Annotated in this window: 19 protein-coding genes; 7 read left to right on the forward strand and 12 right to left on the reverse strand. The window is 70.8% G+C overall.

Annotation, left to right across the window (positions count from 1 at the left end; all coding sequences use genetic code 11):
• Nucleotides 1–19: 19 nt before the first annotated feature.
• From ACZ5CR_RS19810 to ACZ5CR_RS19820, 3 genes are all read right to left on the reverse strand, one after another.
• A complete protein-coding gene (locus ACZ5CR_RS19810; RefSeq protein WP_468859234.1) occupies nucleotides 20–709 on the reverse strand; it encodes a DUF5063 domain-containing protein in 690 nt (229 codons plus the stop codon).
• Between the two features lie 70 nt (nucleotides 710–779).
• A complete protein-coding gene (recR, locus tag ACZ5CR_RS19815) occupies nucleotides 780–1,379 on the reverse strand; it encodes a recombination mediator RecR (protein ID WP_030781910.1) in 600 nt (199 codons plus the stop codon).
• Nucleotides 1,380–1,446: 67 nt separating this feature from the next.
• Nucleotides 1,447–1,788 (reverse strand): YbaB/EbfC family nucleoid-associated protein, encoded by a 342-nt coding sequence (locus tag ACZ5CR_RS19820; RefSeq protein ID WP_389902244.1) that lies wholly within the window; start codon nucleotides 1,786–1,788, stop codon nucleotides 1,447–1,449.
• A gap of 332 nt (nucleotides 1,789–2,120) precedes the next feature.
• On the opposite strand from ACZ5CR_RS19820, the gene ACZ5CR_RS19825 reads away from it, so the two are divergent.
• Complete coding sequence (locus ACZ5CR_RS19825) at nucleotides 2,121–2,903, forward strand: SLATT domain-containing protein (RefSeq protein ID WP_468859147.1); 783 nt, start codon at nucleotides 2,121–2,123, stop codon at nucleotides 2,901–2,903.
• 55 nt (nucleotides 2,904–2,958) lie between these two features.
• Here the strand turns inward: ACZ5CR_RS19825 and ACZ5CR_RS19830 are convergent, their stop codons facing one another.
• The 5 genes from ACZ5CR_RS19830 to ACZ5CR_RS19850 all read right to left on the reverse strand — a co-directional run bounded on the left by ACZ5CR_RS19830 (nucleotide 2,959) and on the right by ACZ5CR_RS19850 (nucleotide 9,224).
• Nucleotides 2,959–3,609, reverse strand: coding sequence for a hypothetical protein (locus tag ACZ5CR_RS19830; RefSeq protein WP_468859149.1), 651 nt, complete (start codon nucleotides 3,607–3,609; stop codon nucleotides 2,959–2,961).
• Between the two features lie 137 nt (nucleotides 3,610–3,746).
• Nucleotides 3,747–6,245, reverse strand: a complete 2,499-nt coding sequence (locus tag ACZ5CR_RS19835; protein ID WP_468859151.1) for a dolichyl-phosphate beta-glucosyltransferase — start codon at nucleotides 6,243–6,245, stop codon at nucleotides 3,747–3,749.
• Nucleotides 6,242–6,958: a GntR family transcriptional regulator gene (locus ACZ5CR_RS19840; protein WP_468859152.1), complete on the reverse strand. Its 717-nt coding sequence runs from the start codon at nucleotides 6,956–6,958 to the stop codon at nucleotides 6,242–6,244. Before ACZ5CR_RS19840 ends, ACZ5CR_RS19835 begins: the two co-directional genes overlap by 4 nt.
• Nucleotides 6,959–7,114: 156 nt before the next feature.
• On the reverse strand, nucleotides 7,115–8,476 hold the full coding sequence (locus ACZ5CR_RS19845) for an aminotransferase class III-fold pyridoxal phosphate-dependent enzyme (protein WP_468859153.1): 1,362 nt from the start codon (nucleotides 8,474–8,476) through the stop codon (nucleotides 7,115–7,117).
• A gap of 232 nt (nucleotides 8,477–8,708) precedes the next feature.
• Nucleotides 8,709–9,224 (reverse strand): hypothetical protein, encoded by a 516-nt coding sequence (locus ACZ5CR_RS19850; protein ID WP_468859155.1) that lies wholly within the window; start codon nucleotides 9,222–9,224, stop codon nucleotides 8,709–8,711.
• A 72-nt stretch (nucleotides 9,225–9,296) separates the two neighbouring features.
• On the opposite strand from ACZ5CR_RS19850, the gene ACZ5CR_RS19855 reads away from it, so the two are divergent.
• Both ACZ5CR_RS19855 and ACZ5CR_RS19860 read left to right on the forward strand, forming a co-directional pair.
• Nucleotides 9,297–10,049, forward strand: coding sequence for a response regulator transcription factor (locus tag ACZ5CR_RS19855; protein ID WP_468859157.1), 753 nt, complete (start codon nucleotides 9,297–9,299; stop codon nucleotides 10,047–10,049).
• Nucleotides 10,049–11,398 carry a sensor histidine kinase gene (locus ACZ5CR_RS19860; RefSeq protein ID WP_468859159.1) on the forward strand — a complete coding sequence of 450 codons (1,350 nt, stop codon included), beginning with the start codon at nucleotides 10,049–10,051 and terminating at the stop codon, nucleotides 11,396–11,398. Before ACZ5CR_RS19855 ends, ACZ5CR_RS19860 begins: the two co-directional genes overlap by 1 nt.
• On the opposite strand, the gene ACZ5CR_RS19865 is transcribed toward ACZ5CR_RS19860, so the two are convergent.
• Nucleotides 11,331–12,143, reverse strand: a complete 813-nt coding sequence (locus ACZ5CR_RS19865; protein ID WP_468859161.1) for a VTC domain-containing protein — start codon at nucleotides 12,141–12,143, stop codon at nucleotides 11,331–11,333. The two genes, ACZ5CR_RS19860 and ACZ5CR_RS19865, sit on opposite strands and share 68 nt — an antisense overlap.
• A complete protein-coding gene (locus ACZ5CR_RS19870) occupies nucleotides 12,140–12,805 on the reverse strand; it encodes a DUF4956 domain-containing protein (RefSeq protein WP_468859163.1) in 666 nt (221 codons plus the stop codon). Before ACZ5CR_RS19870 ends, ACZ5CR_RS19865 begins: the two co-directional genes overlap by 4 nt.
• A 215-nt stretch (nucleotides 12,806–13,020) precedes the next feature.
• Between ACZ5CR_RS19870 and ACZ5CR_RS19875 the strand changes: the two genes are divergently transcribed.
• Entirely contained in the window at nucleotides 13,021–15,069 is a 2,049-nt protein-coding gene (locus ACZ5CR_RS19875) for a serine/threonine-protein kinase (RefSeq protein WP_468859164.1), read from the forward strand.
• Between the two features lie 73 nt (nucleotides 15,070–15,142).
• Here ACZ5CR_RS19875 and ACZ5CR_RS19880 read toward each other — a convergent pair whose 3' ends face one another.
• On the reverse strand, nucleotides 15,143–16,426 hold the full coding sequence (locus ACZ5CR_RS19880) for an adenylosuccinate synthase (protein WP_453738388.1): 1,284 nt from the start codon (nucleotides 16,424–16,426) through the stop codon (nucleotides 15,143–15,145).
• 164 nt (nucleotides 16,427–16,590) lie between these two features.
• Between ACZ5CR_RS19880 and ACZ5CR_RS19885 the strand changes: the two genes are divergently transcribed.
• Nucleotides 16,591–17,526 carry a diacylglycerol kinase family protein gene (locus ACZ5CR_RS19885; protein WP_468859167.1) on the forward strand — a complete coding sequence of 312 codons (936 nt, stop codon included), beginning with the start codon at nucleotides 16,591–16,593 and terminating at the stop codon, nucleotides 17,524–17,526.
• Between the two features lie 108 nt (nucleotides 17,527–17,634).
• Here ACZ5CR_RS19885 and ACZ5CR_RS19890 read toward each other — a convergent pair whose 3' ends face one another.
• Nucleotides 17,635–18,135: a GbsR/MarR family transcriptional regulator gene (locus ACZ5CR_RS19890; protein ID WP_468859168.1), complete on the reverse strand. Its 501-nt coding sequence runs from the start codon at nucleotides 18,133–18,135 to the stop codon at nucleotides 17,635–17,637.
• Nucleotides 18,136–18,228: 93 nt separating this feature from the next.
• Between ACZ5CR_RS19890 and ACZ5CR_RS19895 the strand changes: the two genes are divergently transcribed.
• Nucleotides 18,229–19,140, forward strand: coding sequence for an ABC transporter ATP-binding protein (locus ACZ5CR_RS19895; RefSeq protein ID WP_468859170.1), 912 nt, complete (start codon nucleotides 18,229–18,231; stop codon nucleotides 19,138–19,140).
• Nucleotides 19,137–20,756 carry an ABC transporter permease gene (locus ACZ5CR_RS19900; RefSeq protein WP_468859172.1) on the forward strand — a complete coding sequence of 540 codons (1,620 nt, stop codon included), beginning with the start codon at nucleotides 19,137–19,139 and terminating at the stop codon, nucleotides 20,754–20,756. Before ACZ5CR_RS19895 ends, ACZ5CR_RS19900 begins: the two co-directional genes overlap by 4 nt.
• Nucleotides 20,757–20,954 lie beyond the last annotated feature (198 nt).

The raw sequence follows: 20,954 nt of genomic DNA on the forward strand, positions 1-20,954 counted from the left end.
CCCACTCCCACTGCCGCTCCTACTGCACCGAGCGCAGGCCCAGGGGCCCGGCGATCTCCTCCGCCATGACCTTGCCCGCGGCCTCGGCGAGGGCGTCCTCGGCCAGGTCCTCGTCGGTGTCGAGGCCGTTGAGGTCTTCGAGAGGCTGGTTCAGGCGGACGTGGGCGACCAGGGACTGGAGGGCTCGCAGGGCGCCCGAGGCGGTGGAGCCCCAGTTCGAGAAGTACGAGAACTGCCACCACCAGAGGGCCTCGACCGTGCGGCCTGCGCGGTAGTGCGCCAGGCCGTGGGAGAGGTCGGCGACCACGTCTGCCAGGTCGTCCGAGATGCGGCAGGCCACGGGGGCCTTGCGGGGTTCGTACGGGTCGAAGACCTCGGAGTAGACGTCGATCGGCTCCAGCATGGCGGCCAGGCGTTCGCGCAGGTCGTCCACGTCTCGCTCCGGGCCGAGGTCGGGCTCGTAGCGCTCCTCGGGGACGATGTCCTCGTGGGCGCCCAGGCGTCCGCCGGCGAGGAGGAGTTGGGAGACCTCAAGGAGGAGGAAGGGGACGGCCGAGTCCGGCTCGTCGCCCTTCGCGACCTCGGTCACCGCGACGATGAAGCTCTCGATCTGGTCCGAGATCTGCACCGCGAAGGAGTCCGGGGTCTGGGCGGAGGCATGCAGAAGGACCGTCGACTCGGGGGCGACGATCGTTTCGGGGGCTGTCATCGGCTCGGGTGTGAGGATCGACTCGGGGACGATCGTCGCTTCCGGCTGAGTGGACTGCTCTGGCTGGTTCTTAGACATCTAGGAGTCGTCTCCCCTCGAAGGCGCGGCCCAGGGTGACCTCGTCCGCGTATTCCAGATCTCCCCCGACAGGGAGCCCGCTGGCCAGGCGGGTGACCTTCAGGCCCATGGGCTTGATCATGCGCGCGAGGTACGTCGCTGTGGCCTCCCCTTCCAGGTTCGGGTCCGTGGCGAGGATCAGCTCGGTGACCGTGCCGTCCGCGAGGCGCGCGAGCAGCTCTCGTATACGCAGGTCGTCCGGGCCGACGCCTTCGATGGGGCTGATCGCTCCGCCCAGTACGTGGTACTTCCCCCGGAACTCGCGCGTACGCTCGATCGCCACGACGTCCTTCGGCTCCTCGACCACGCAGATGACGCTCAGGTCGCGGCGCGGGTCGCGGCAGATGTTGCAGAGCTCTTCCTGCGCGACGTTGCCACAGGTCGCGCAGAAGCGGACCTTGTCCTTGACCTCCAGGAGGGCGTGCGCGAGGCGGCGTACGTCCGTGGGCTCCGCCTGCAGGATGTGGAAGGCGATCCGCTGCGCGCTCTTGGGACCGACGCCGGGCAGCCTGCCCAACTCGTCGATGAGGTCCTGAACCACGCCTTCGTACACGGAGTGCCTTTCCTGCTTTTGCCGAGTATCGCTCTTTGGTACGTACGGTAGTTGGCCTGTGGCTCTCTTAGAAGGGAAGGCCCGGCATACCGCCGCCGCCCAGGCCCTGTGCGAGCGGGCCCAGCTTCTGCTGCTGGAGCGCCTGCGCGTTCTCGTTCGCCGCCTGGACAGCCGCGACGACCAGGTCCGAGAGCGTCTCGGTGTCTTCCGGGTCGACCGCCTTGGGGTCGATCACGAGGCCGCGCAGCTCACCGGAGCCGGTGACCGTCGCCTTGACGAGGCCGCCGCCCGCCTGTCCTTCGACCTCCGTGCGCGCGAGCTCCTCCTGAGCGGTCGCGAGGTCCTGCTGCATCTTCTGGGCCTGCTGAAGCAGCTGCTGCATGTCGGGCTGGCCACCACCGGGGATCACGATCAGCTCCTGTCTCGAAAGGTCTCGAATGGTCTGGGACGGTCTGTGGAGGTATTTACGGTGGATTTTCCACCTGGAACGAGCCTACGTGGTCGAGGGGGCCCTCGCCCCAGCACTCTTTCGAGTGAGAACAGCCGTCCTCCTATACCTGATCAAGCCCCTCTTCCGGGCGGAAATACCGCGATAACGGGCTCACGGCCACCCATTGGGCGGTAGGACTGGGGCTGCGCATGAGCAGATGACATTCAGTCGCTTCCGCACCATCAGCACCATCAGCACTGTCAGCACTATCAGCACCATCAAGGATCTCGTAGAGGTAGAGGGAGTGCCGGGTGAGCCAGCCGGAGATGCAGCCCGAGGGGGTGCCCCATGAGGGGCAGGGTGCCGGGGCGGGTGCACAGCCGGGCGTTCCTGGTGGCGCTCCTGGTGGTGGGGGCGGCTCTCGGCTCGGGGATCTGACGGGGCGGGCCTTTCCCCTCGGCGACTGGAGTGAGCCCGCGGCGCGGCTCGACGAGCTGTACCGGTGGGTGGAGCGGGGCGCGCTCAATACCGCGGAGTGGTACCTGTCCGACCGGGCGTGGAAGCGGCGCGGGGCGCGGCTCTCGCGGGTCGGGGCGGCGGTGGGAGCCGTGGGCGCGGGGGTGCTTCCGCTGCTCGATCTGGCGGGGGCGGTGGGGGGTGTCGCCACGTGGGGGTTCGTCTCGCTGCTCGCGGGGGCCGCGTGCGTGGGGTGCGATCGGTTCTTCGGGCTCACGTCCGGGTGGATGCGGGACGTGGCCACCGCGCAGGCCGTGCAGCGGCGGCTTCAGGTGCTGCAGTTCGACTGGGCGTCGGAGAGCGTGCGGGAGGTTCTCGGGCCGACCGAGGGGACTGCCAGTGAGGCCGCCGATCGGTGTCTCGGGGTGCTTCGGCGGTTCTCCGAGGATGTGACGGAGCTGGTGCGGGCCGAGACCGCGGACTGGATGGTGGAGTTCCGGTCGGGGCCCGCACCGTTGGCCATGCAGGCCGTGGTTCCGGCCTCCCGGGGGGAGGCGGGCGCTCCCCCGGTCCGGGCCGCCCTGCCGCCGGGGGCCCGGCCCAATATGCCCCGGCAGCGACCGCCGGAGCCTCGGTGAGGTGAGGGGTGGGGTGAGGGGTGGGGTGAGGTGAGGGGTGGGGTGAGTCAAGTGGTCAGCTGTAGATGATCATTGAGCCTTGCGCCAGGCTTCGGGTGGTCGCCGCGTGGAGGCCAAGCCATACGTGGCGTTCCCTCGCGAAGGGGCTGTCGTCCGGTGGGGGCGAGGCCGCCGGTTCCTCCAGGGACGTGGGCGCCTCGGGGGGTGTCGGAGGGCGAGGGGGGTTGGCCGCGTCGATGCCGATGGACGGGGCCACGAACTCCAGTTCCCGGAGAAGGCCGTGGGAGGAGCCCAAGGGGCCGCCTCCCGAGAGGAGTTCGTCGTTCGAGAGAGGGGCGGGGAAGTCGACCGGGACGTACGCCCCCGCGTGGTCGTAGTGCCAGACCAGATGCGACTGCTGGGCCGTCGTGTCGAACATCTCCAGCAACTGCTCGTAGTCACCGCCCAGTTCGTCCACCGGCGTGACCTCCAGGCCGCAGACCTGGAGCAGATACGCCCGGCGCAGGAAATGCAGCGCGTCGTAGTCGAAGCCCGCCACCGGGGCCACGTCACCGGAGAGGCCCGGCATGTAGGCGAAGACGGGGACGGGGGGCAGGCCTGCCTCGTGCAGCGCCTTGTCGTACACCGCGATCTCTTCGGCGAAGGGATTGTCGGGGCTGTGGCACAGCACGTCGACGAGCGGGACCAGCCACAGGTCACAGGCCAAGGGGGCTCCTCAGGTCAGAAGTCAGGCTCAGGTCAGAAGGTCGGACTGACGTCGGGCTCGAATCGGGCTCATGTCCGGCTCATGTCGGACATCGGACGTTCCTCGCGTTCAGGCAGCGTAGTCCGGGCAGGTGCCCCCTAGCTGCCCCCGTGCAGATCCCAGATCCACACCCCGTCTACCCACTTTCCGGGCCGGTCAAGGAGTTCATCCACCGTCTCCCGCAGCGCGGCGTCGTGCTTCTGCGGCGCGAGGACCAGTACGCCCGCGTTCCAGTACGTCAGATCCTCGCGCGCCGCCCTGCGCCAGGCGTCCGTTATCCGCGGGGCGCGGCCCGCGGAGCGGACGTCCTGGAGGAGGTTCGACGTGTTGCGGGGCGAGGCGCCGTAGATGCCGATGCGGTCGGGGCCCCACGGCCCGTTGAAGTAGCCGCCGGGCAGGCGGAAGTCCAGGTCGGCGGTGGTCTGCCAGTGCAGGGCCTCCGCGGCGGCCGGGTCCGGGAGCGGTACCGGTACGAGGGACTCGCCATCCCCCAGATACTTCTTCCAGGTCCCGTCGGCGATGAACGCGGGGGTCTGCTCCCGCTCCACCGCCCGCAGCGGCGCCGGCACGATCGGCAGGAGCGCGAGGGCGACAGCGGCCACGCCCGCGTACCGCGTGGCCGTCATCCGGTGGGCGGGAGCGAGCAGCCTCGCCAGCGCGAGCGCGATGAGCATGCCGAGCGCCGGTGCGCACACCATCGCCACCCGCGACTCGATGACCGACTCGAAGAGGGGTGCGTGCGCCAGGGGTGCCCACGGCCCCGGGAGCACGACGTCCGTCAGGGGGATGCGGAACTTCGGGCCGAGGGAGAGGAACGCCGCCGCGACCGCCGTGAACGCCAGCGCCTTCACCACCGCCCGCTCCCAGAGACGTACGACGATCGCGAAGGCGAGGGCGACCAGGGGCCAGCCGTAGAAGGCGTTCTGCTCGGTGGGGTTCTGGGCGAGGGCGCTCGCGGTCTGCTCGCTGCCCGCGAGCGAGCGCTCCGCGAAGGAGAGGAGCGCGAGCGGGCTGTTGCCCGCATCGTCGCCGTGCAGCACGCTCGTGTAGCTCTGCGGGCCGAAGAACTGCCAGTAGAGCGGAAAGGCGACCAGCGGCACGGTGACCGCCACGGCCACACCGAGGCCGCGCGCCAGCGGCCGGATCGCCGCCCTCGCCACATCCCTGCGCGCGATCCCGTACGCCGCCGCGAACAGCAGCAGGCCCAGCGCCGCGAGCAGCAGCGGCTCCTCGCCGAGGAAGATCTGGTAGGTGGTGAAGAGGCCGAGGACGACTCCGTCGGGTACGACCCTCGTGCCCGCGCCGTCTCCCTCTGCCTCGCCCGCGCCCTCGCAGAGCCGCAGCGCCCTGTCGATGATCAGCGGGATCATGAACAGGACCATGAAGTTCGGGTGCGCGTGGGCGTGGCTGATCATGGGTGGCGCGAAGGCGGCGAGCGCCGCGCCGACGGCTGCCGCGCCCCGGTGACGTACGAGACGCCTGCGGATCAGCCAGTACCAGGCGACGGCGGTCGCGGCCAGGCCCAGTGTCATCGCCGCGTTCAGGGCGACGGCCGGTCCGAAGAGCCAGGTCACGGGGGCGAAGGGGACGGAGAGGCCGAGCATGACCGTGTTGGCCATGAGGTTCACGCCGTCGGGATAGTTCTGGAGGGTCGTGAAGAGGGGGTTGTGGAGGTGACGGATGTTGTCCGCCGTCACCGCGAAGAACCACTCCCACTGGTTCTGGTCCTGGAGGGAGTCCGGGAGATAGCGGTCGTCCGGCGCGATCAGGCGGCCCGAGTAGAGGACGACGGCCATGGACAGGAAGATCGCCGCGACGAGCAGGTCCCTCCGGGGGACGGTGCGGATCTTGAGCGAGGTCAGTTCGGCCAGGACCTTCACGTAGTCGAACGGGCGGACCTTCGAGCCCTCCTGGTGCGCCCAGCGCACCGGCACCTCGGCGACCGGCCAGCCGGAGCGGCGGAAGTACTGCAGTATCTCGACGTCTATCCCCCAGCCGCGGAGGCGGGACGCGGCGAAGGCCTCACGGGCACGGCCGCCGTCGAAGAGCTTGAAGCCGCACTGGGTGTCGCGGACTCCGGGGACGGCGACCGTACGTATCAGGAAGTTGCCGGTGCGGCCGAGCAGTTGACGCAGGCGGTGCTGGTGGCTCTCGATCGTCGCGCCGGGGCGGGCGCGGGAGCCGATCGCGGCCGTGTGGCCGTCGGTGAGCGCCTTGTCGAGGCACTCCAGTTCCTCGATCGGGGTGGCGAGGTCGGCGTCGGTGATCAGGACGCGGTCGCCGCGTGACGCGAGGACGCCCAGGCGCAGGGCGTGGCCCTTGCCGAGGTTGCGGGGGGAGTGGATGAGCCGGACGCGGGGGTCCGCGGCTTCGGCGTCCGCGGCGATGTCGAGGGTGGCGTCGGTGGAACCGTCGTCCACGACGATCAGCTCCCATCGGGCGCGGGCGCCTTCCGCGCGGCCTTCCTGGGAGCCCTGTGTGGAGCCCTGCGTGGAGCCCTCCCCGCCGTCCAGGTACGCACGGATCGCGGCGAGCGTGGGAGCCAGGCGCCGTTCCTCGTTGTAGGCGGGGACGACGACCGTCAGGTCCACACTCATGCAGCCGCCGCGAGACGTTCGATGAGGGCGAGCGAGTGCGCGTTGTACTCGGCGATGATCGCGTGCGCGGCCTCGGGGTCGCGGCGCGCGAGGGCCTCGACGAGCTCGGTGTGCCGGGCCCAGAGGGTGCCGCGCAGGTCGCCGTCGCCGCGTTCGACGGCGCGGCGGAGGTAGGTGACGGCGCAGGCCCAGGACTGGACGCGGATGCGGTGCAGGAAGTCCGAGAGGTAGGCGTTGCCGAAGAGGGCGCTGAGTTCGCGCCAGAAGCGGAGGTCGTAGCCGATGAGGACGTTCAGGTCGCCCGCGCAGGCGGCGCGGGCGGCTTCCTCGCCCCGGCGGCGCACGGACAGGAGCGCGGCGGAGGCCTCCTGCTGGGGCTTGGGTCCCAGCGGGGTGCCGTTCCTCGCGAGGTCGCGGAAGATTCCGTCGGCCACGAGTCTGCGGGCCTCCAGCATGCCGCGGTAGTCCGCGAGGGAGTGCTCGTGGACGCGGTAGCCGCGGTGCTGGTCGGCGTCGAGGAGGCCTTGCGCCGCGAGATTCACCAGGGCCTCGCGGACCGGGGTCGCGGAGACGCCGTACTGCTCGGCGATCTCCTTGACCGTGAACTCCTGGCCCGGCTCCAGACGGCCGCCGAGGATCTCGTCGCGCAGCGCGTCGGCGATCTGCTGGCGCAGAGTGCTGCGGATGACGGCGGGGCCGTCGGTGCCGGGCATCTGGGTTCCCTCGTGGAGTCGTCTTGGCGGTCGTCTTCTTGCTTACGAGCACGTCAGACTACGCGGTCGGGGTTCCGGGGAGGGTGGGGGCAATTCCTTGGCGTCCTGCCCGGAGCGGGGCCGGGCAGGACGGGCAAGGACCGGTCTCGGCCCGGGTCAGGACGCGTGTTCGTCCGCCACGGTCAGCGCGGCGTCAAGCGCCGCGAGGCCCTCCTTCACCTCCGTGTCCGTGATGTTGCAGGGCGGAACCACATGGGTGCGGTTCATGTTGATGAAGGGCCACAGGCCCTGCTTCTTCGCGGCGGCGCCGAACGCGGCCATCGGGGCGTTCGCCTCGCCCGTGGCGTTGTACGGGACGAGTGGCTCGCGGGTCTCCTTGTCCTTGACCAGTTCCAGGGCCCAGAACATGCCGAGGCCGCGGACCTCGCCGACGCTCGGGTGCCGCTCGGCGAACTCCGCGAGGGCGGGGGCGATGATCTCCGTACCGACGCGGGCCGCGTTCTCGATGACGCCCTCGTCCTCCATGACGTGGATCGTCGCCACCGCTGCTGCGCAGGCCAGGGGGTGCCCGGAGTACGTCAGACCGCCCGGGTAGGGCCTCCGGGCGAACGTCTGCGCGATGGCGGAGGAGATCGCGACGCCACCGAGCGGGACGTAGCCGGAGTTCACGCCCTTCGCGAAGGTGAGGAGGTCGGGCACGATGCCGCCGTCGAAGTTGTCGGCGGCGAACCACTTGCCCGTACGCCCGAAGCCCGCCATGACCTCGTCCAGGATGAAGACGATGCCGTGCCGGTCGCAGATCTCGCGCACGCCCTTGAGGTAGCCCGGCGGCGGGATCATGATGCCTGCCGTGCCGGGGACGGATTCGAGGATGATCGCCGCGATCGTCTGCGGGCCCTCGTAGGCGATGGTGTCCTCTAGGTGCTGGAGCGCGCGCTCGCACTCCTGCTGCTCGTTCTCGGCGTAGAAGGGGCTGCGGTAGAGGAACGGCGCCCAGAAGTGGACGACGCCCGACGTGCCGTTGTCGGAGGCCCAGCGGCGGGGGTCGCCGGTGAGGTTGATGGCGGTGGAGGTACCGCCGTGGTACGAGCGGTAGGCGGAGAGGACCTTGGGGCGGCCGGTGTGGAGGCGCGCCATGCGGGTCGCGTTCTCCACGGCCTCAGCGCCGCCGTTGGTGAAGAAGATCTTGTCCAGGTCGCCGGGGGTCCGCTCGGCGATGAGGCGTGCGGCCTCGGAGCGGGCTTCCACGGCGAAGGCGGGGGCGAAGGTCGTCATCTCCGCCGCCTGCTGCTGGATCGCGGCGACGACCTTCGGGTGCTGGTATCCGATGTTCGTGAAGACGAGGCCACTGGTGAAGTCGAGGTAGCGGTTGCCTTCGTAGTCCCAGAAGTACGAGCCCTCGGCGCCGGCTACGGCGAGGGGATCGATCAGCTCCTGTGCGGACCAGGAGTGGAACACGTGGGCGCGGTCCGCGGCCTTGACGGCGGCGCCGACCTGGGGATTCGGCTGAGGGGTCATGTGGGCGAGGGTAAATGTCCACGGTGTGGACGGGGTATGGGCGTTCCGTTTCGCGGCGGCGCGGGGTACTGGACAGTGTGTCGGGCTCCCGGGCGGGAGGGCCTCTGCACCCGAGCGGGAGACCTCCGTCCCCCGGCGGGGTGGGCCTCTCGTTCACCGGTGCTCGGTGTCGGGGCGTTGGTCTTCCCCGGCCCCGTCCCTTCCCCGCCCCCGCCCCGCCCCTCAGCCGGGACTAGTCATCCTCATCCGCCACCACCTTCGCCCGGGGCGCCCCGTCCTCCCCGCAGCGGATCTCGTACGGCAGATCGTCCTGATCGTCGTCGTCGCTCGGCTCCGCCTCCAGGCGGGCCACCGCGGCCGGACCCCGTTCCACGTCGTCGTCGATGTGGAAGCCGTCCGCCGGGCTCCACGAGACGAGGTAGACCGTTCCATCGGCCCTGCACTCGACCGTCGCCGTCCCGCCCGTGAAACGCAGGGTGGAGCGGTCGGACGCCTTCTCCGAGGGGGAGCTCGGCGTACCACTGGACGCGGACGGAGACCCGGACGGAGACGATGACGTCGACGGAGACGGAGTCGGAGACGCCGATGTCGCCGCCAGCGCTCTGCGTACCGCCCCCTCGTCCAGCGGACGGCTGTGCGCCGCTCCCCCGCTGTCCGAACTGGCCAGCTGCCAGGCGCCCAGCGCCCCCGCGGCCGTGCCCACGCCCACCCATGCCGCGGTCACCACCGCGTTCCGCCACTTCCTCATCCGAACACTGTGCCGCACCGTTTCCTAACGCCCGGTTAAGGGCTGCCCAAAGGACCTGGCTACGGTGGATGTATGGCCCATCTTCTCGTCGTGGAGGACGATCCCCAGCTGCGCGGTGCCCTGGTGCGCGCCCTGCGCGACAAAGGGCACGCCGTCGCCACCGCGCCCAGCGGCATGGCAGGCCTGGACGCGGCGGTCACCCACCGCCCCGACCTCGTCGTGCTCGACCTGGGCCTTCCGGACGTGGACGGCGCCCAGATCCTGCGCATGCTCCGTGCCGTCAGCGACGTACCCGTCATCGTCGCGACCGCACGCGACGACGAACCGGAGATGGTGGCGATCCTGGAGGACGGAGCCGACGACTACATCGTCAAGCCGTTCGGTGCCGCCCAGCTCGACGCCCGTATCAAGGCGGTACTGCGCCGCCTCGGCGCGACCGAAGCGGCCGAGGAGCCGCTGCGGGTGGGAGGCCTCGCCATCGATCCGGCCTCCCGCGAAGTCACCCTCGACGAGAGCCCGCTGGACCTCACCCCCCGCGAGTTCGAGCTTCTCACCTACCTCGCCCACCGGCCCGGCCAAGTCGTCTCCCGCCGCGAACTCCTGGCCGAGGTGTGGCAGCAGCCCCTCGGCGGGGCCGACAAGACCGTCGACGTCCATCTCTCCTGGCTCCGCCGGAAACTCGGCGAGACCGCTCAAGCGCCCCGCTACCTCCACACCGTCCGCACCGTGGGCGTCAAGCTGACACCCCCGGAAGGACCTTCCGAAGAGCCCCCCGAAGATCCTCCCGAAGAACCCCCCGCAGACCAAGGCCCCGGGGCCCGCTGATGCGCCGCAGTCTTCTCCTCCTCACCGCCGCCACCACCGCCCTGGTGCTCACCGCCCTCCTCGTCCCCCTCACCCTCCTCACCCGCACCCACGCCGCCGACCGCACCACCGCCGAAGCCACCGCCCGGGCCCAGTGGGTGGCGCACGCCATCGGGCCCGACCTCGCCACATCGGAGGAGCGCGAGACCGCCGAGCAGACCGTGGAGAGCGTCAACGCGTCCGATCTGCCGAACACTTCGCTCGTCTTCGCCGACGGCACCGTCATCGGTCCTGCCCCCCGGCATCAGCAGGCCCACATCACGGAGGCCGTCCGGCTCGCCCGCACCGGTCGCGCCTTCACCTACGAGCCCTCCACCGGCGGCCGTGAGGTCCTCGTCCCCGTCCAGGGCGCCGCCGACGGCACCGCGGTCGTCCAGGTCACCCTCACCGAGCGCCAGTTGTACGCGGGGACCATGACCTCCTGGCTCGTGCTCGCCGGGATCGGGGTCGGTCTCGTACTCATCGGGCTGCTCCTCGCCGACCGTCTCGGCGCCCGTCTGGTCGGCGCCACCAGGCGCCTCGCCCGCACCGCGGACCGTCTGGCCGCCGGCGACCTCACCGCGCGCGCCACTCCCGAGGGCCCGCCCGAACTCCGCCTCGTCGCGGGTCAGCTCAACCACCTCGCCACCCGCATCGACGAACTCCTCGCCGCCGAACGCGAGAACGCCGCCGACCTCGCCCACCGCCTGCGCACCCCCGTCGCCGCCCTCCGCCTGGACGCCGAGACCCTCCGCGACTCGGAGGATGCGCACCGTATCGCCGCGGACGTCGCCGCCCTCGAACGCAGCGTCGACGACGTGATCCGTAAGGCCCGCCGTCCATTCCGGGACGCCCCTTACGCGGACCTGGCCGCCGTGACCCGCGAACGCGCCGCTTTCTGGCTGCCCTTGGCGGAGGACCAGGGGCGGGAGACCGAGACGTCGACCCAGCAGGGAACCCACCCGGTGCCCGTCCCCGAGGACGACCTCACCGCCGCCATCGACGCCCTCATCGGCAACGTCCTCGACCACACGCCCCAAGGCACCCCGTTCCGCATCACCGTCCGCACCGACCCGGCGGGGCGGGCCCAGCTCGTCGTCGCCGACGAAGGTCCCGGCTTCCCCGCCACCTACGCGGCGGAACGCGGCTCCAGCGGCGGTGGCTCCACGGGGCTCGGCCTGGACATCGCCCGCCGGACGGCACAGACGGCGGGCGGCACCTTCGACATGGCGTCGGACGCCAACCACGGCACCCGGGTGACCCTCACCTTCCCGCAGGCACCCCCGAGGCCCGCGGAAACGCGACCCGGACGGAACGAGCCCACCGGTTGACCCCCAGCTCGGGGCGCAGCGCGGCGAAACCGCCGCAGTACTTCGTGAAGTCCGCGGCCCGCACCCCGTACCGGTGAAGGACACGGTCCGCCTCCGTCAGATGCCCCTGCGTCTTGGTCTCCACCAGGACGAGCCCGGAGTCCGCCGCCACCGACCGGCCCGTGGCCACGTCCCGGACGACGAGTCCCGCGTCGCACGTGATGCGCTGGCCGTCGGCGACGAAGGTCGCCCGCTGGTACTCGGTGACGAGGGCCGTCGTCAGGCCGCTCGGCGCCTCGATCCCGTACGACCCGCTCAGCACGCCCGCGAGGAAGCCCTGCCGCTCGGCGTCGAGCACGCGGTCGTCGCCCTCCAGGCGCTGGCGGTGCTTGACCGTCTCGCCACGACCGCTTTTCAGCTTGATCTCGAACTGCCGCTCGCCGCTGTCCTGGTAGACCCGCTCGCGGATGCGGTAGCGCAGCCGCCTGCCCTGCCGGTGGTGGTGGTAGGTGAGGAGCTCGGGGGTGTCGTAGTACGTGGAGTGGTAGCTGAACCAGCGCTTTCCGCCGATGCTCAGGGCCCGGAAGGGGCCGGAGGCGCGGCGCGGGTCCGTGAGCAGCGCCGCCAGGTCGTCGAAGATCTCGACCGGCACGAGATAGCTGTTGTCGTAGCGGGCGAGCAGCTCCGCACGGGCGTTGACCTCGTCGAGCGAGATGGGGTGCGCGGCGAGCGCGGCTCGTCCGATGGCGCGTACGGCGGGGTTCACACGGTCTCCTTCTGGTGGGGGACGGCAGGCGTGCGGGACCGGGTCGTGCGGCGTCGTGGTTCCGTACGTGGGAACTCCCCGGCCCTCTCGGAAGGTTCCGGCTGCCGGAAGCGGACTTCCAGAACCATCAGGTCGCGGACGTAGTCGACTTCCTGGACAGTCCAGCCGAGCGGCTCTCCCAGGCGCCGCGACAGCTCGGCACGGAGCTCGGTCTCGTCGCGGTACACGGCGTCCAGGGTGATGACGGTCCGGCGGTCACCGGCGAAGAGGCGGGGGTGGTCGGCGACGTACATCACCAGGAGCAGCACGGCGGCGAGCCCGGCGGCGACCGGCAGGTCGAGGCCCGGGAGGCCGCAGAGGAGGCCGAGTACGAGGGTGATGAAGTAGTACGCCACTTCCTGGTGTTGCAGCGCGTCCGAGCGGAGCCGCACGATCGAGAGCACCCCGAAGAGCCCGAACCCGAGCGCGAGCCCGCCGTTGCCACCGGCGCTCGCGAGAGCGGAGACGACCGCGAAGAGCGCGACGTTCAGGGCGAGGTAGGCGGGGACCAACTCGCGTCTGCGGTGCCGTGGATAGAAGACCCCGAAGGTCAGAAGGGTCACGGCCACCAGGTCGAGGCCGAGGTGGGCGGCCATCTGCCCGAGATTTTCTGCGCTGTCCATGACCAGAACGCTAGGGAACGGCGGGTTAAGGGCGCCCCTAGTGGGAGTTAACGAGCCGGGCGGTCTCTCCGCCGCCGTGTGGGGCAGGTGCTCGCCTCCCTCGGCGCATGCGCAACAACCCGTTACGGAGCCGTAGCAGGCGGTACGTGCCCCGATGTCGTACCACGCGACTATCCTCGATCTGTTGCACACCAACGGGGGAGGTCGGGGCGACGATGGAGAAGCTGGGGCTCGGGGATCCACCGCGAATAGGCGCCTATCGGCTGCTCGCGCGGCTCGGCGCGGGCGGCATGGGGCACGTCTATCTGGCGCGATCCGACCGGGGACGTACGGTCGCGGTGAAGCTGGTGCGTGAAGAGCTCGCCGAGCAGGAGGAGTTCAGGAACCGCTTCCGGCAGGAAGTGCGGGCGGCGCGGCGGGTCGGCGGTGCCTGGACGGCGCCGGTGCTCGACGCGGACACCGATGCGGCGATCCCCTGGCTGGCCACGGGATATGTCGCGGGACCCTCGCTCCAGAGCGTCATCTCGCGCGACCACGGGCCGCTGCCCGAGCGGTCCGTGAAGATACTGGCGGCCGGGCTCGCCAACGCCCTCAAGGACATTCACGCGGCGGGCCTCATCCACCGCGACCTCAAGCCGTCGAACGTGCTCGTCACGATCGACGGCCCCCGCGTCATCGACTTCGGCATCGCCCGCGCGCTCGAAACGGTGACCGACGGCGGCCTGACCCGCACCGGCGCCCTCGTCGGCTCGCCCGGCTTCATGGCGCCCGAGCAGGTGCGCGGCGACCGGATCACTCCGGCGTGCGATGTGTTCTGCCTGGGTTCGGTCCTCGCGTACGCGGCTTCGGGCGCGCTGCCGTTCGGCACGGCCAACAGCGGTGTGCACGCGCTGATGTTCCGCATCGCGCAGGAGGAGCCGAATCTGGAGGACCTTCCGGAGGAGCTGGCCGAGCTGGTCGGCGACTGCCTGCGCAAGAACCCCGCGGACCGGCCTTCGCTGGAGCAGCTCCTCGAACGGACCGGCGCGGAAGACACACTCGGCGACGGCGGCCGGACGCGTGACCCGTGGCTGCCGGGCGCGCTCGTGGCCCAACTAGGCCGCCATGCGGTGCAGTTGCTCGACACGGAGGATCCGGACGAGAGCGGGGACGGGGACGGGCCGGAGCCGCCGTCCGTCAACGGATCGAAGGGTGCGGTTCCGCCGGTGTCGCTCGCGCCGCCGAAGGAACTGGCCGCGGGGGGCGGGGGCGACGCGCCCAAGTCCGCCGACGGGGCTGGAGCTGGAGCCGCCGGGGCCGGGGCCGCAGCCGCCGCAGCCGCAGCCGCTGCCGCTGCCGGATCCGGAGCCAACCCCGCCCCCACTCCCACTCCCACTCCCACTCCCACCGCCGCCCCCGCCGACGGCGACACCCCACCCCCGCCCGGAAGACCCGGCGAGGCCCCGCTCGACCACCTCCCCACGATGATCGCGGGCCAGGCCCGGCCCCCCACACCCCCACCGGGCCCGGCGTACGGCTATCCCCAACAACACCCCCAACAGCACCCACAGCAGCACCCCCAGCCCCAGCAACACCCCCAGCCCGGCTACGGCTACCCCCAGCAAGGCCCGTACGGCCCCACCCCTCCCTACGGCCCCACACCCCCGTACGGTCCGCTCGTCCACCCCCAGCCCGAGCCCCCGCGCCGCAGCAGCCGGTCCACCGCCGCGCTCATCGCGGTGGCCGTCATAGTGGCCATAGGAGCGGGCGGCACGGTGTACGCGGTGATGAAGGGCGACGGCACCACGAAGGCGGGCGGCACGAACTCCGAGTCGCCGTCCAACAGCGCCCCTTCGACGCCGGGCACGCCGTCCGACGACAAGTCGACAGATCCCGAGAACCCGCCCACGTCCCCCGCGTCCAAGGCCGAGGGCACGATCCCGGACGAGTTGCTCGGCACCTGGAACGGATCCATCGAGAACGACCTGGGCGACAACCCCCGGCAGCTCGTCCTCCAGCAGGGCGAGATCGGCGACACGGTCGTCTCGATCACGGCGGACGGCCCGACCGACACGGGCGGCACGTACCACTGCGTGTTCCAGGGCAAGTTGGAGTCGGCGAGCGGCAACACCCTGCGCATCGGGCCCACAGACGTGATCGTCGGCCAGCCCGCGACCTCCTGCACGCCGGGCAAGGCGAGCACGGTCACACTGCTCTCGAACGGCAGGCTGCACCGCGAGAACACCGGCACGGACAAGGGCCTGACGTACGACAAAGAGGGCTGAGGACACCGTGAACAGCAGAAGGGGGCGCCCCGGCCGAAGCCGGGACGCCCCCTTCCTCGTACAGCGAGAGCCGCTAGATGAACGAGTTGATCTCGATCGTCTCCGTGCGGCCCGGACCCACGCCGATCGCGGAGATCGGGGCGCCGGACATCTCCTCCAGGGCCTTCACGTAACCCTGCGCGTTCTTCGGCAGGTCGGAGAAGGTCTGTGCCTTGGTGATGTCTTCGGACCAGCCGGGGAGGTACTCGTAGACCGGCTTCGCGTGGTGGAAGTCGGTCTGGTTGTACGGGAGTTCCTCGACGCGCTTGCCGTCGATCTCGTACGCCACGCAGACCGGGATCTGCTCCCAGCCCGTCAGGACGTCCAGCTTCGTGAGGAAGAAGTCCGTCAGGCCGTTCACGCGGGTCGCGTAGCGGGCGATCGGCGCGTCGAACCAGCCGCAGCGGCGGTCGCGGCCGGTGGTGACACCGCGCTCGCCGCCGATGCGGCGCAGGTCCTCGCCGTCCTGGTCGAAGAGCTCGGTCGGGAACGGGCCCGCGCCGACACGCGTGGTGTACGCCTTCAGGATGCCGATGACGCGGCTGATCTTCGTCGGGCCGACACCCGTACCCGTGCAGGCGCCGCCCGCGGTCGGGTTCGAGGAGGTGACGAAGGGGTACGTGCCGTGGTCCACGTCCAGGAGCGTGCCCTGGCCGCCCTCGAACAGGACGACCTTGTCCTCGTCGAGCGCGTCGTTGAGGATCAGCGTGGTGTCGGCGACGTACTGCTTGATGTTCTCGCCGTGCTCCATGAGCTGCTCGACGATCTGACCGACCTCGATGGCGCGGCGGTTGTAGAGCTTGGTCAGGAGCTGGTTCTTGACCTCAAGAGCCGCCTCGACCTTCTGCTCCAGGATCGACTGGTCGTAGAGGTCCTGGACGCGGATGCCGGTGCGGTTGATCTTGTCGGCGTACGTCGGACCGATGCCGCGGCCCGTCGTGCCGATCTTGCGCTTGCCGAGGAAGCGTTCCGTCACCTTGTCGACGGTCACGTTGTACGGCGTGATGATGTGCGCGTTACCGCTGATCAGAAGCTTCGACGTGTCGACGCCGCGCTCGTTCAGACCGCTCAGCTCGGAGAGCAGGACCGACGGGTCGACGACGACTCCGTTGCCGATGACGGGCACGCAGTCCGGGGAGAGAATCCCGGAAGGGAGGAGATGCAGCGCGTACTTCTGGTCGCCTACGACGACCGTGTGGCCGGCGTTGTTGCCGCCCTGGTATCGCACTACATAGTCCACGGAGCCACCGAGCAGGTCGGTGGCCTTTCCCTTGCCTTCGTCACCCCACTGAGCACCGAGCAGCACAAGTGCGGGCACAGGCGTACACCCCTTCCGGGCGGGGCATGTCCAAGGTCTAGGGGCCGTAGCCGCCGTATGGGTGTGCCTTGGATGCTGCCCCGGAATAGACGAAGCCCCTGGCGCAATAGCGCAAGGGGCTCTTGCACAAAGATGCTACCCGAGGACCAAAGAAAGGGCGCACGTTGTCGGCTCGCGACCAGCTGCTAGTCGTCATCGACCCTGTCGCCCGGCGCACGGACGGTGAGTCGGTACGGATCGCGAAGGATGTCTTGGGCGCGGGTGCGACCACCCGCGTCTGCCTGCCGGAAGGACCCGAGGAGTTTGCGAAAGCCCTGGCCAGAAGGGGTGCGCGGCGCCCCGTAGTGATCGGTGACGACCGGGCGCTGCTGCGAGCCGTCGCGGTCCTGCACCGCGAGCGTGAGCTCGAATCATGTGTGGTCTCGGTCGTTCCGGTGGGAGCGTCCCAAGCTCTTTCGCGGTCGCTGGGAGTGCCCGCGGGGGTCGTCGCCGCGGCCCGCGCGGTGCTCGAAGGGGCCGAGCGGCGGCTGGATCTGCTCGTCGACGACAGCGACGGGGTGGTCCTGGGGAATCTGCGGATCCCGCCCGTCGCCTCTTCGCCTTCAGCTTCGGTTTCTTCGACTTCTTCGACTTCTTCGGCCTCTTCGACATCCTCGACTCCGGCCTCGGACTCGGGCTCCGGCTCGGGCTCCGGCTCCGGCTCCGGCTCCGGCTCCGGCGGGACGGTGGTGGACAACCATCCCTGGCTTCGTACGTGCCAGTCGCTCGTCCGCACCCTCGCGCACCCCTCGCGCGTCACGTCGGCACCGGGACCCGCGCCCGCGCGGCTGCGGGTGGAGGCGGACGGGGCGCTCATGGTGGACCTGGACCAGCCGGTGGAGGGGGTCTCGATCAGTCCCGGGACCGACGGCCTCGCGCAGGTCGAGGTCAGACTCTCCTCGGTGGGCCCGGCGCCCCAGGTCCTGCGGGTGCGGGCGCGGACGATCACGGTGTCCGGGGCGGATTTCCGGTACCGGGCGGACGCGGTGGTCGGGGGGCCTGTGCGGACGCGGACGTGGTCGGTGCGGGCCGACGCCTGGGGCTTGATGCTGCCCAGGTGATGACCGTGGTCGCCGCGGGGTCGGCAGGGGGTTTTCAGCGCCCCCCTGCGGCCTACCTGCTGTCTGCTACTTGCTGCCTGCCGCCTGCCGCCTGCCGCCTGCTGCCTGCTACTTGCCGAACAAGGTCTCCCGGTGCACCCGCCACCGCTCCAGCATTGCCGCGATCTCGTGCTCGACGAACTCGAAGAAGGCCAGCGTCTCCGCCATGCGTCGGCCCGCCGGGGTGTCCGCGCCCAGGCTGGCGACGCCGTCGGCCAAGGCGCTCTCCCAGCGCTTGAGCACGCCGTCACGGTTGGCAAGGGCCTCGTACCACTGGTTGCTGTGCACCCGGAAGAGGTCCCGCCGGGAGCCGGGTTCGCGCTCCCTGGCCACCATGTGCTGCTGCGTGAGATAGCGGACCGCGCCCGACACCGCCGCCGGGCTCACCCGCAGTCGCTCCCCCAGCTCCGCCGAGGTCAGCGCGCCCGAGTCCGACGCGAGGAGCGCGGCGAAGATCCTCGCGGGCATCCTCGGCATGCCCGCCTCGACCAGCTGCGCGGCGAACTGTTCCACGAAGCGTGAGACGACCTCGTCGTCACGTCGCGCCTCGCCCTTGGACTCGTCGGGCATTTGCCGATCATCTCCCTTGCTCCGCCGGACGTGATCGAGTTTATACGCTTCCTTAACTTCACAAATTTGTGAAACTAGCGTACGTTCCGAAACATGACGAAGGCAATCACCGTCTCCGGACTGCACAAGTCGTTCGGAAGGACGCACGCGCTCGATGGCCTCGATCTCGACGTCGAGACCGGCGAGGTCCACGGCTTCCTCGGCCCGAACGGCGCCGGGAAGTCCACGACCATCCGGGTCCTCCTCGGCCTGCTCCGCGCCGACTCCGGAGCCGCTCAGCTCCTCGGCAAGGACCCGTGGAGCGACGCCGTCGAACTGCACCGGCGCGTGGCGTACGTACCGGGTGACGTCACCCTGTGGCGCAACCTCTCCGGCGGCGAGGTCATCGATCTCTACGGGAAGCTGCGGGGCGGACTCGACCAGGCACGCAGGGCCGACCTCATCGGGCGGTACGAACTCGACCCGACCAAGAAGGGGCGTACGTACTCCAAAGGCAACCGGCAGAAGGTCGCCCTCGTCGCCGCCTTCGCCTCCGACGTCGACGTGCTCATCCTCGACGAGCCCACATCCGGGCTCGACCCGCTCATGGAGGAGGTCTTCCAGAGCTGCGTCGAGGAGGAGCGGGACCGGGGGCGGACGATCCTGCTCTCCTCGCACATCCTCAGCGAGGTGGAGACGCTCTGCGACCGCGTCAGCATCATCAGGAAGGGCCGGACGGTCGAGAGCGGCTCGCTCGCCGACCTGCGCCACCTGACGCGGACCAGCGTCACCGCCGAGCTCGCGGGTCCGCCCGACGGGCTCACGCGGCTGCCCGGCGTCCACGACGTCGAGGTATCCGGGAATCGCGTCAAGCTCCAGGTCGAGACCGACAAGCTGGACGCGGTGCTGCGTTCGCTCGCCGACTCCGGGATCCGGTCGCTCCTCTCCACACCGCCCACCCTTGAGGAGCTCTTCCTGCGGCACTACCAGGACGACGTGCGGACCGGCGAGATGGTGTCGCGATGACCGCCACCGCCTCCCAGACTTCGGGGTTCGCTCCCCGCACCGGCGGATCGGACCAACTCGCCGGTACGGGTGCCCTGTTGGGGCTCGCCCTGCGCCGCGACCGCGTCATGCTGCCCGTCTGGGTCCTCGTCGTCGCCGGCCTGGTCCTCTCGATGCCGGGCGCTCTGGGGAAGACGTACGGAACGGCCGCCGAGCGGGCCGACGCCATGCGATCGATGAACGCCAACTCCTCGATGCGGGCGCTGTACTCACCCGTGTTCGGGGACTCCATCGGCGCGCTCTCCGCCTGGCGCATCGGCGTCTACGCCGCGATCCTCGCCGCCGTGATGAGCCTGATCATCGTCGTACGGCACACGCGCGAGGAGGAGGAGACGGGGCGCCAGGAGATGATCTCCGCCGCGATGGTGGGGCGGCGCGCGCCGCTGACCGCCGCGCTGCTCGCCGCGTTCACGGCGAACGCGGCCGTGGGTCTGCTCATCGCCGCCGGGATGGCGGGGCAGGGCTCGGCCGGGGCGCTCGTGCTCGGGCTCGGCGTCGCGGGCACCGGCATGCTCTTCGCCACCATGGCGGCGATCGTCGCCCAGCTCACGGAGAGCGCGCGGCTCGCCAAGGGCCTCACGTCGGCGGTGCTCGGCACGGCGTACGTGCTCAAGGCCGCCGGTGACGCGGGGACGCGGGGCGGCGAGTCCGTCCTCACCTGGCTCTCACCGCTCGGGTGGCTTGAGAACCTCCGCGCCTACGCCGGTGAGCGGTGGTGGGTGCTGCTCCTGATCGCCGCCGCGATCGTGGCGCAGGGCGCCCTCGCGTACGACCTCGCAGGGCGGCGTGACGTCGGCATGAGCTTCCTGCCGACCCGGCCGGGACCCGCGAAGGGCCGCCTCGCCACGGCGGGCGCGCTCGCGTGGCGGTTGCAGCGGGGCAGCGTGCTCGGCTGGGCGCTCGGGTTCCTGGCCGCCGGTGTCGTCTTCGGCGGGATGGTCGACGGCGCGGCGGACATCGTCGGCGACAACGAGAACACCCGCGACATCATCGAGCGGATGGGCGGCCGGTCCGGCCTCACGGACGCCTTCCTCGCCACGATGGTCGGCATGCTCGGCATGGTCACCTCGCTGTACGTGGTCGCTTCGGTGCTGCGGCTGCACGGCGAGGAGACCTCGCAGCGGGCGGAACCCGTCCTGGCCAACGCGGTGGGGCGGCTCCGGTGGGCCGCGGGCCACCTGGTCATCGCCTTCGGCGGCGCGCTGCTCCTGATGCTGGTGGGCGGGCTCGGTCTCGCCGTCGGGTACGGGCAGGACCTCGGGCCGATCATGGGCGCATGCCTGGTGCAGGTGGCCGCGATCTGGGCGCTCGGCGGGTTCGCGGTGCTGCTCGTGGGGGCGTTCCCCAGGGCCGCGGTCGCTGCCTGGGCGGTGTCCGGGGTCTGCCTGGCGATCGGCTGGATCGGCCCCGCGCTCGGCCTTGCGCAGGCGGCGCTGAACGTCTCCCCCTACGGGCACCTCCCGAAGCTGCCCGGCGGGGGCATGGAGTGGGCGCCGGTGGTGGCGCTTCTCACCATCGCGGCGGTGCTGGTCGCGGCGGGGGTCGCGGGGCTTCGGCGCAGGGACATGATCAGCTGACGTCGGCCCGTGAAGGTGCGGCGCCCCGGACTCCAGGGGCGCCGGACTGCGGGGTGCCGGAGTACCCCCACGTAGTACCTGCGACGGACGCCACAGAACCCGTCCAGGAGGGGACGACCTCCACCCACGGCACCCGTACCTTCGTAAGCGTGACTGACGCGACCAAGACCGCCCCCAGCAGTACCCGCAGCCCTGAGC

The organism is Streptomyces sp. NPDC031274 (assembly GCF_055570235.1).

Bases quoted from the DNA above. Each gene is read 5' to 3' on its own strand.
- ACZ5CR_RS19895 (WP_468859170.1), top strand. From the start codon at position 18,229: ATGACGAAGGCAATCACCGTCTCCGGACTGCACAAGTCGTTCGGAAGG.
- ACZ5CR_RS19870 (WP_468859163.1), bottom strand. From the start codon at position 12,805: ATGGACAGCGCAGAAAATCTCGGGCAGATGGCCGCCCACCTCGGCCTC.
- ACZ5CR_RS19890 (WP_468859168.1), bottom strand. From the start codon at position 18,135: ATGCCCGACGAGTCCAAGGGCGAGGCGCGACGTGACGACGAGGTCGTC.
- ACZ5CR_RS19860 (WP_468859159.1), top strand. From the start codon at position 10,049: ATGCGCCGCAGTCTTCTCCTCCTCACCGCCGCCACCACCGCCCTGGTG.
- ACZ5CR_RS19855 (WP_468859157.1), top strand. From the start codon at position 9,297: ATGGCCCATCTTCTCGTCGTGGAGGACGATCCCCAGCTGCGCGGTGCC.
- ACZ5CR_RS19850 (WP_468859155.1), bottom strand. From the start codon at position 9,224: ATGAGGAAGTGGCGGAACGCGGTGGTGACCGCGGCATGGGTGGGCGTG.
- ACZ5CR_RS19840 (WP_468859152.1), bottom strand. From the start codon at position 6,958: ATGCCCGGCACCGACGGCCCCGCCGTCATCCGCAGCACTCTGCGCCAG.
- ACZ5CR_RS19845 (WP_468859153.1), bottom strand. From the start codon at position 8,476: ATGACCCCTCAGCCGAATCCCCAGGTCGGCGCCGCCGTCAAGGCCGCG.
- ACZ5CR_RS19900 (WP_468859172.1), top strand. From the start codon at position 19,137: ATGACCGCCACCGCCTCCCAGACTTCGGGGTTCGCTCCCCGCACCGGC.
- ACZ5CR_RS19835 (WP_468859151.1), bottom strand. From the start codon at position 6,245: ATGAGTGTGGACCTGACGGTCGTCGTCCCCGCCTACAACGAGGAACGG.
- ACZ5CR_RS19875 (WP_468859164.1), top strand. From the start codon at position 13,021: ATGGAGAAGCTGGGGCTCGGGGATCCACCGCGAATAGGCGCCTATCGG.
- ACZ5CR_RS19810 (WP_468859234.1), bottom strand. From the start codon at position 709: ATGACAGCCCCCGAAACGATCGTCGCCCCCGAGTCGACGGTCCTTCTG.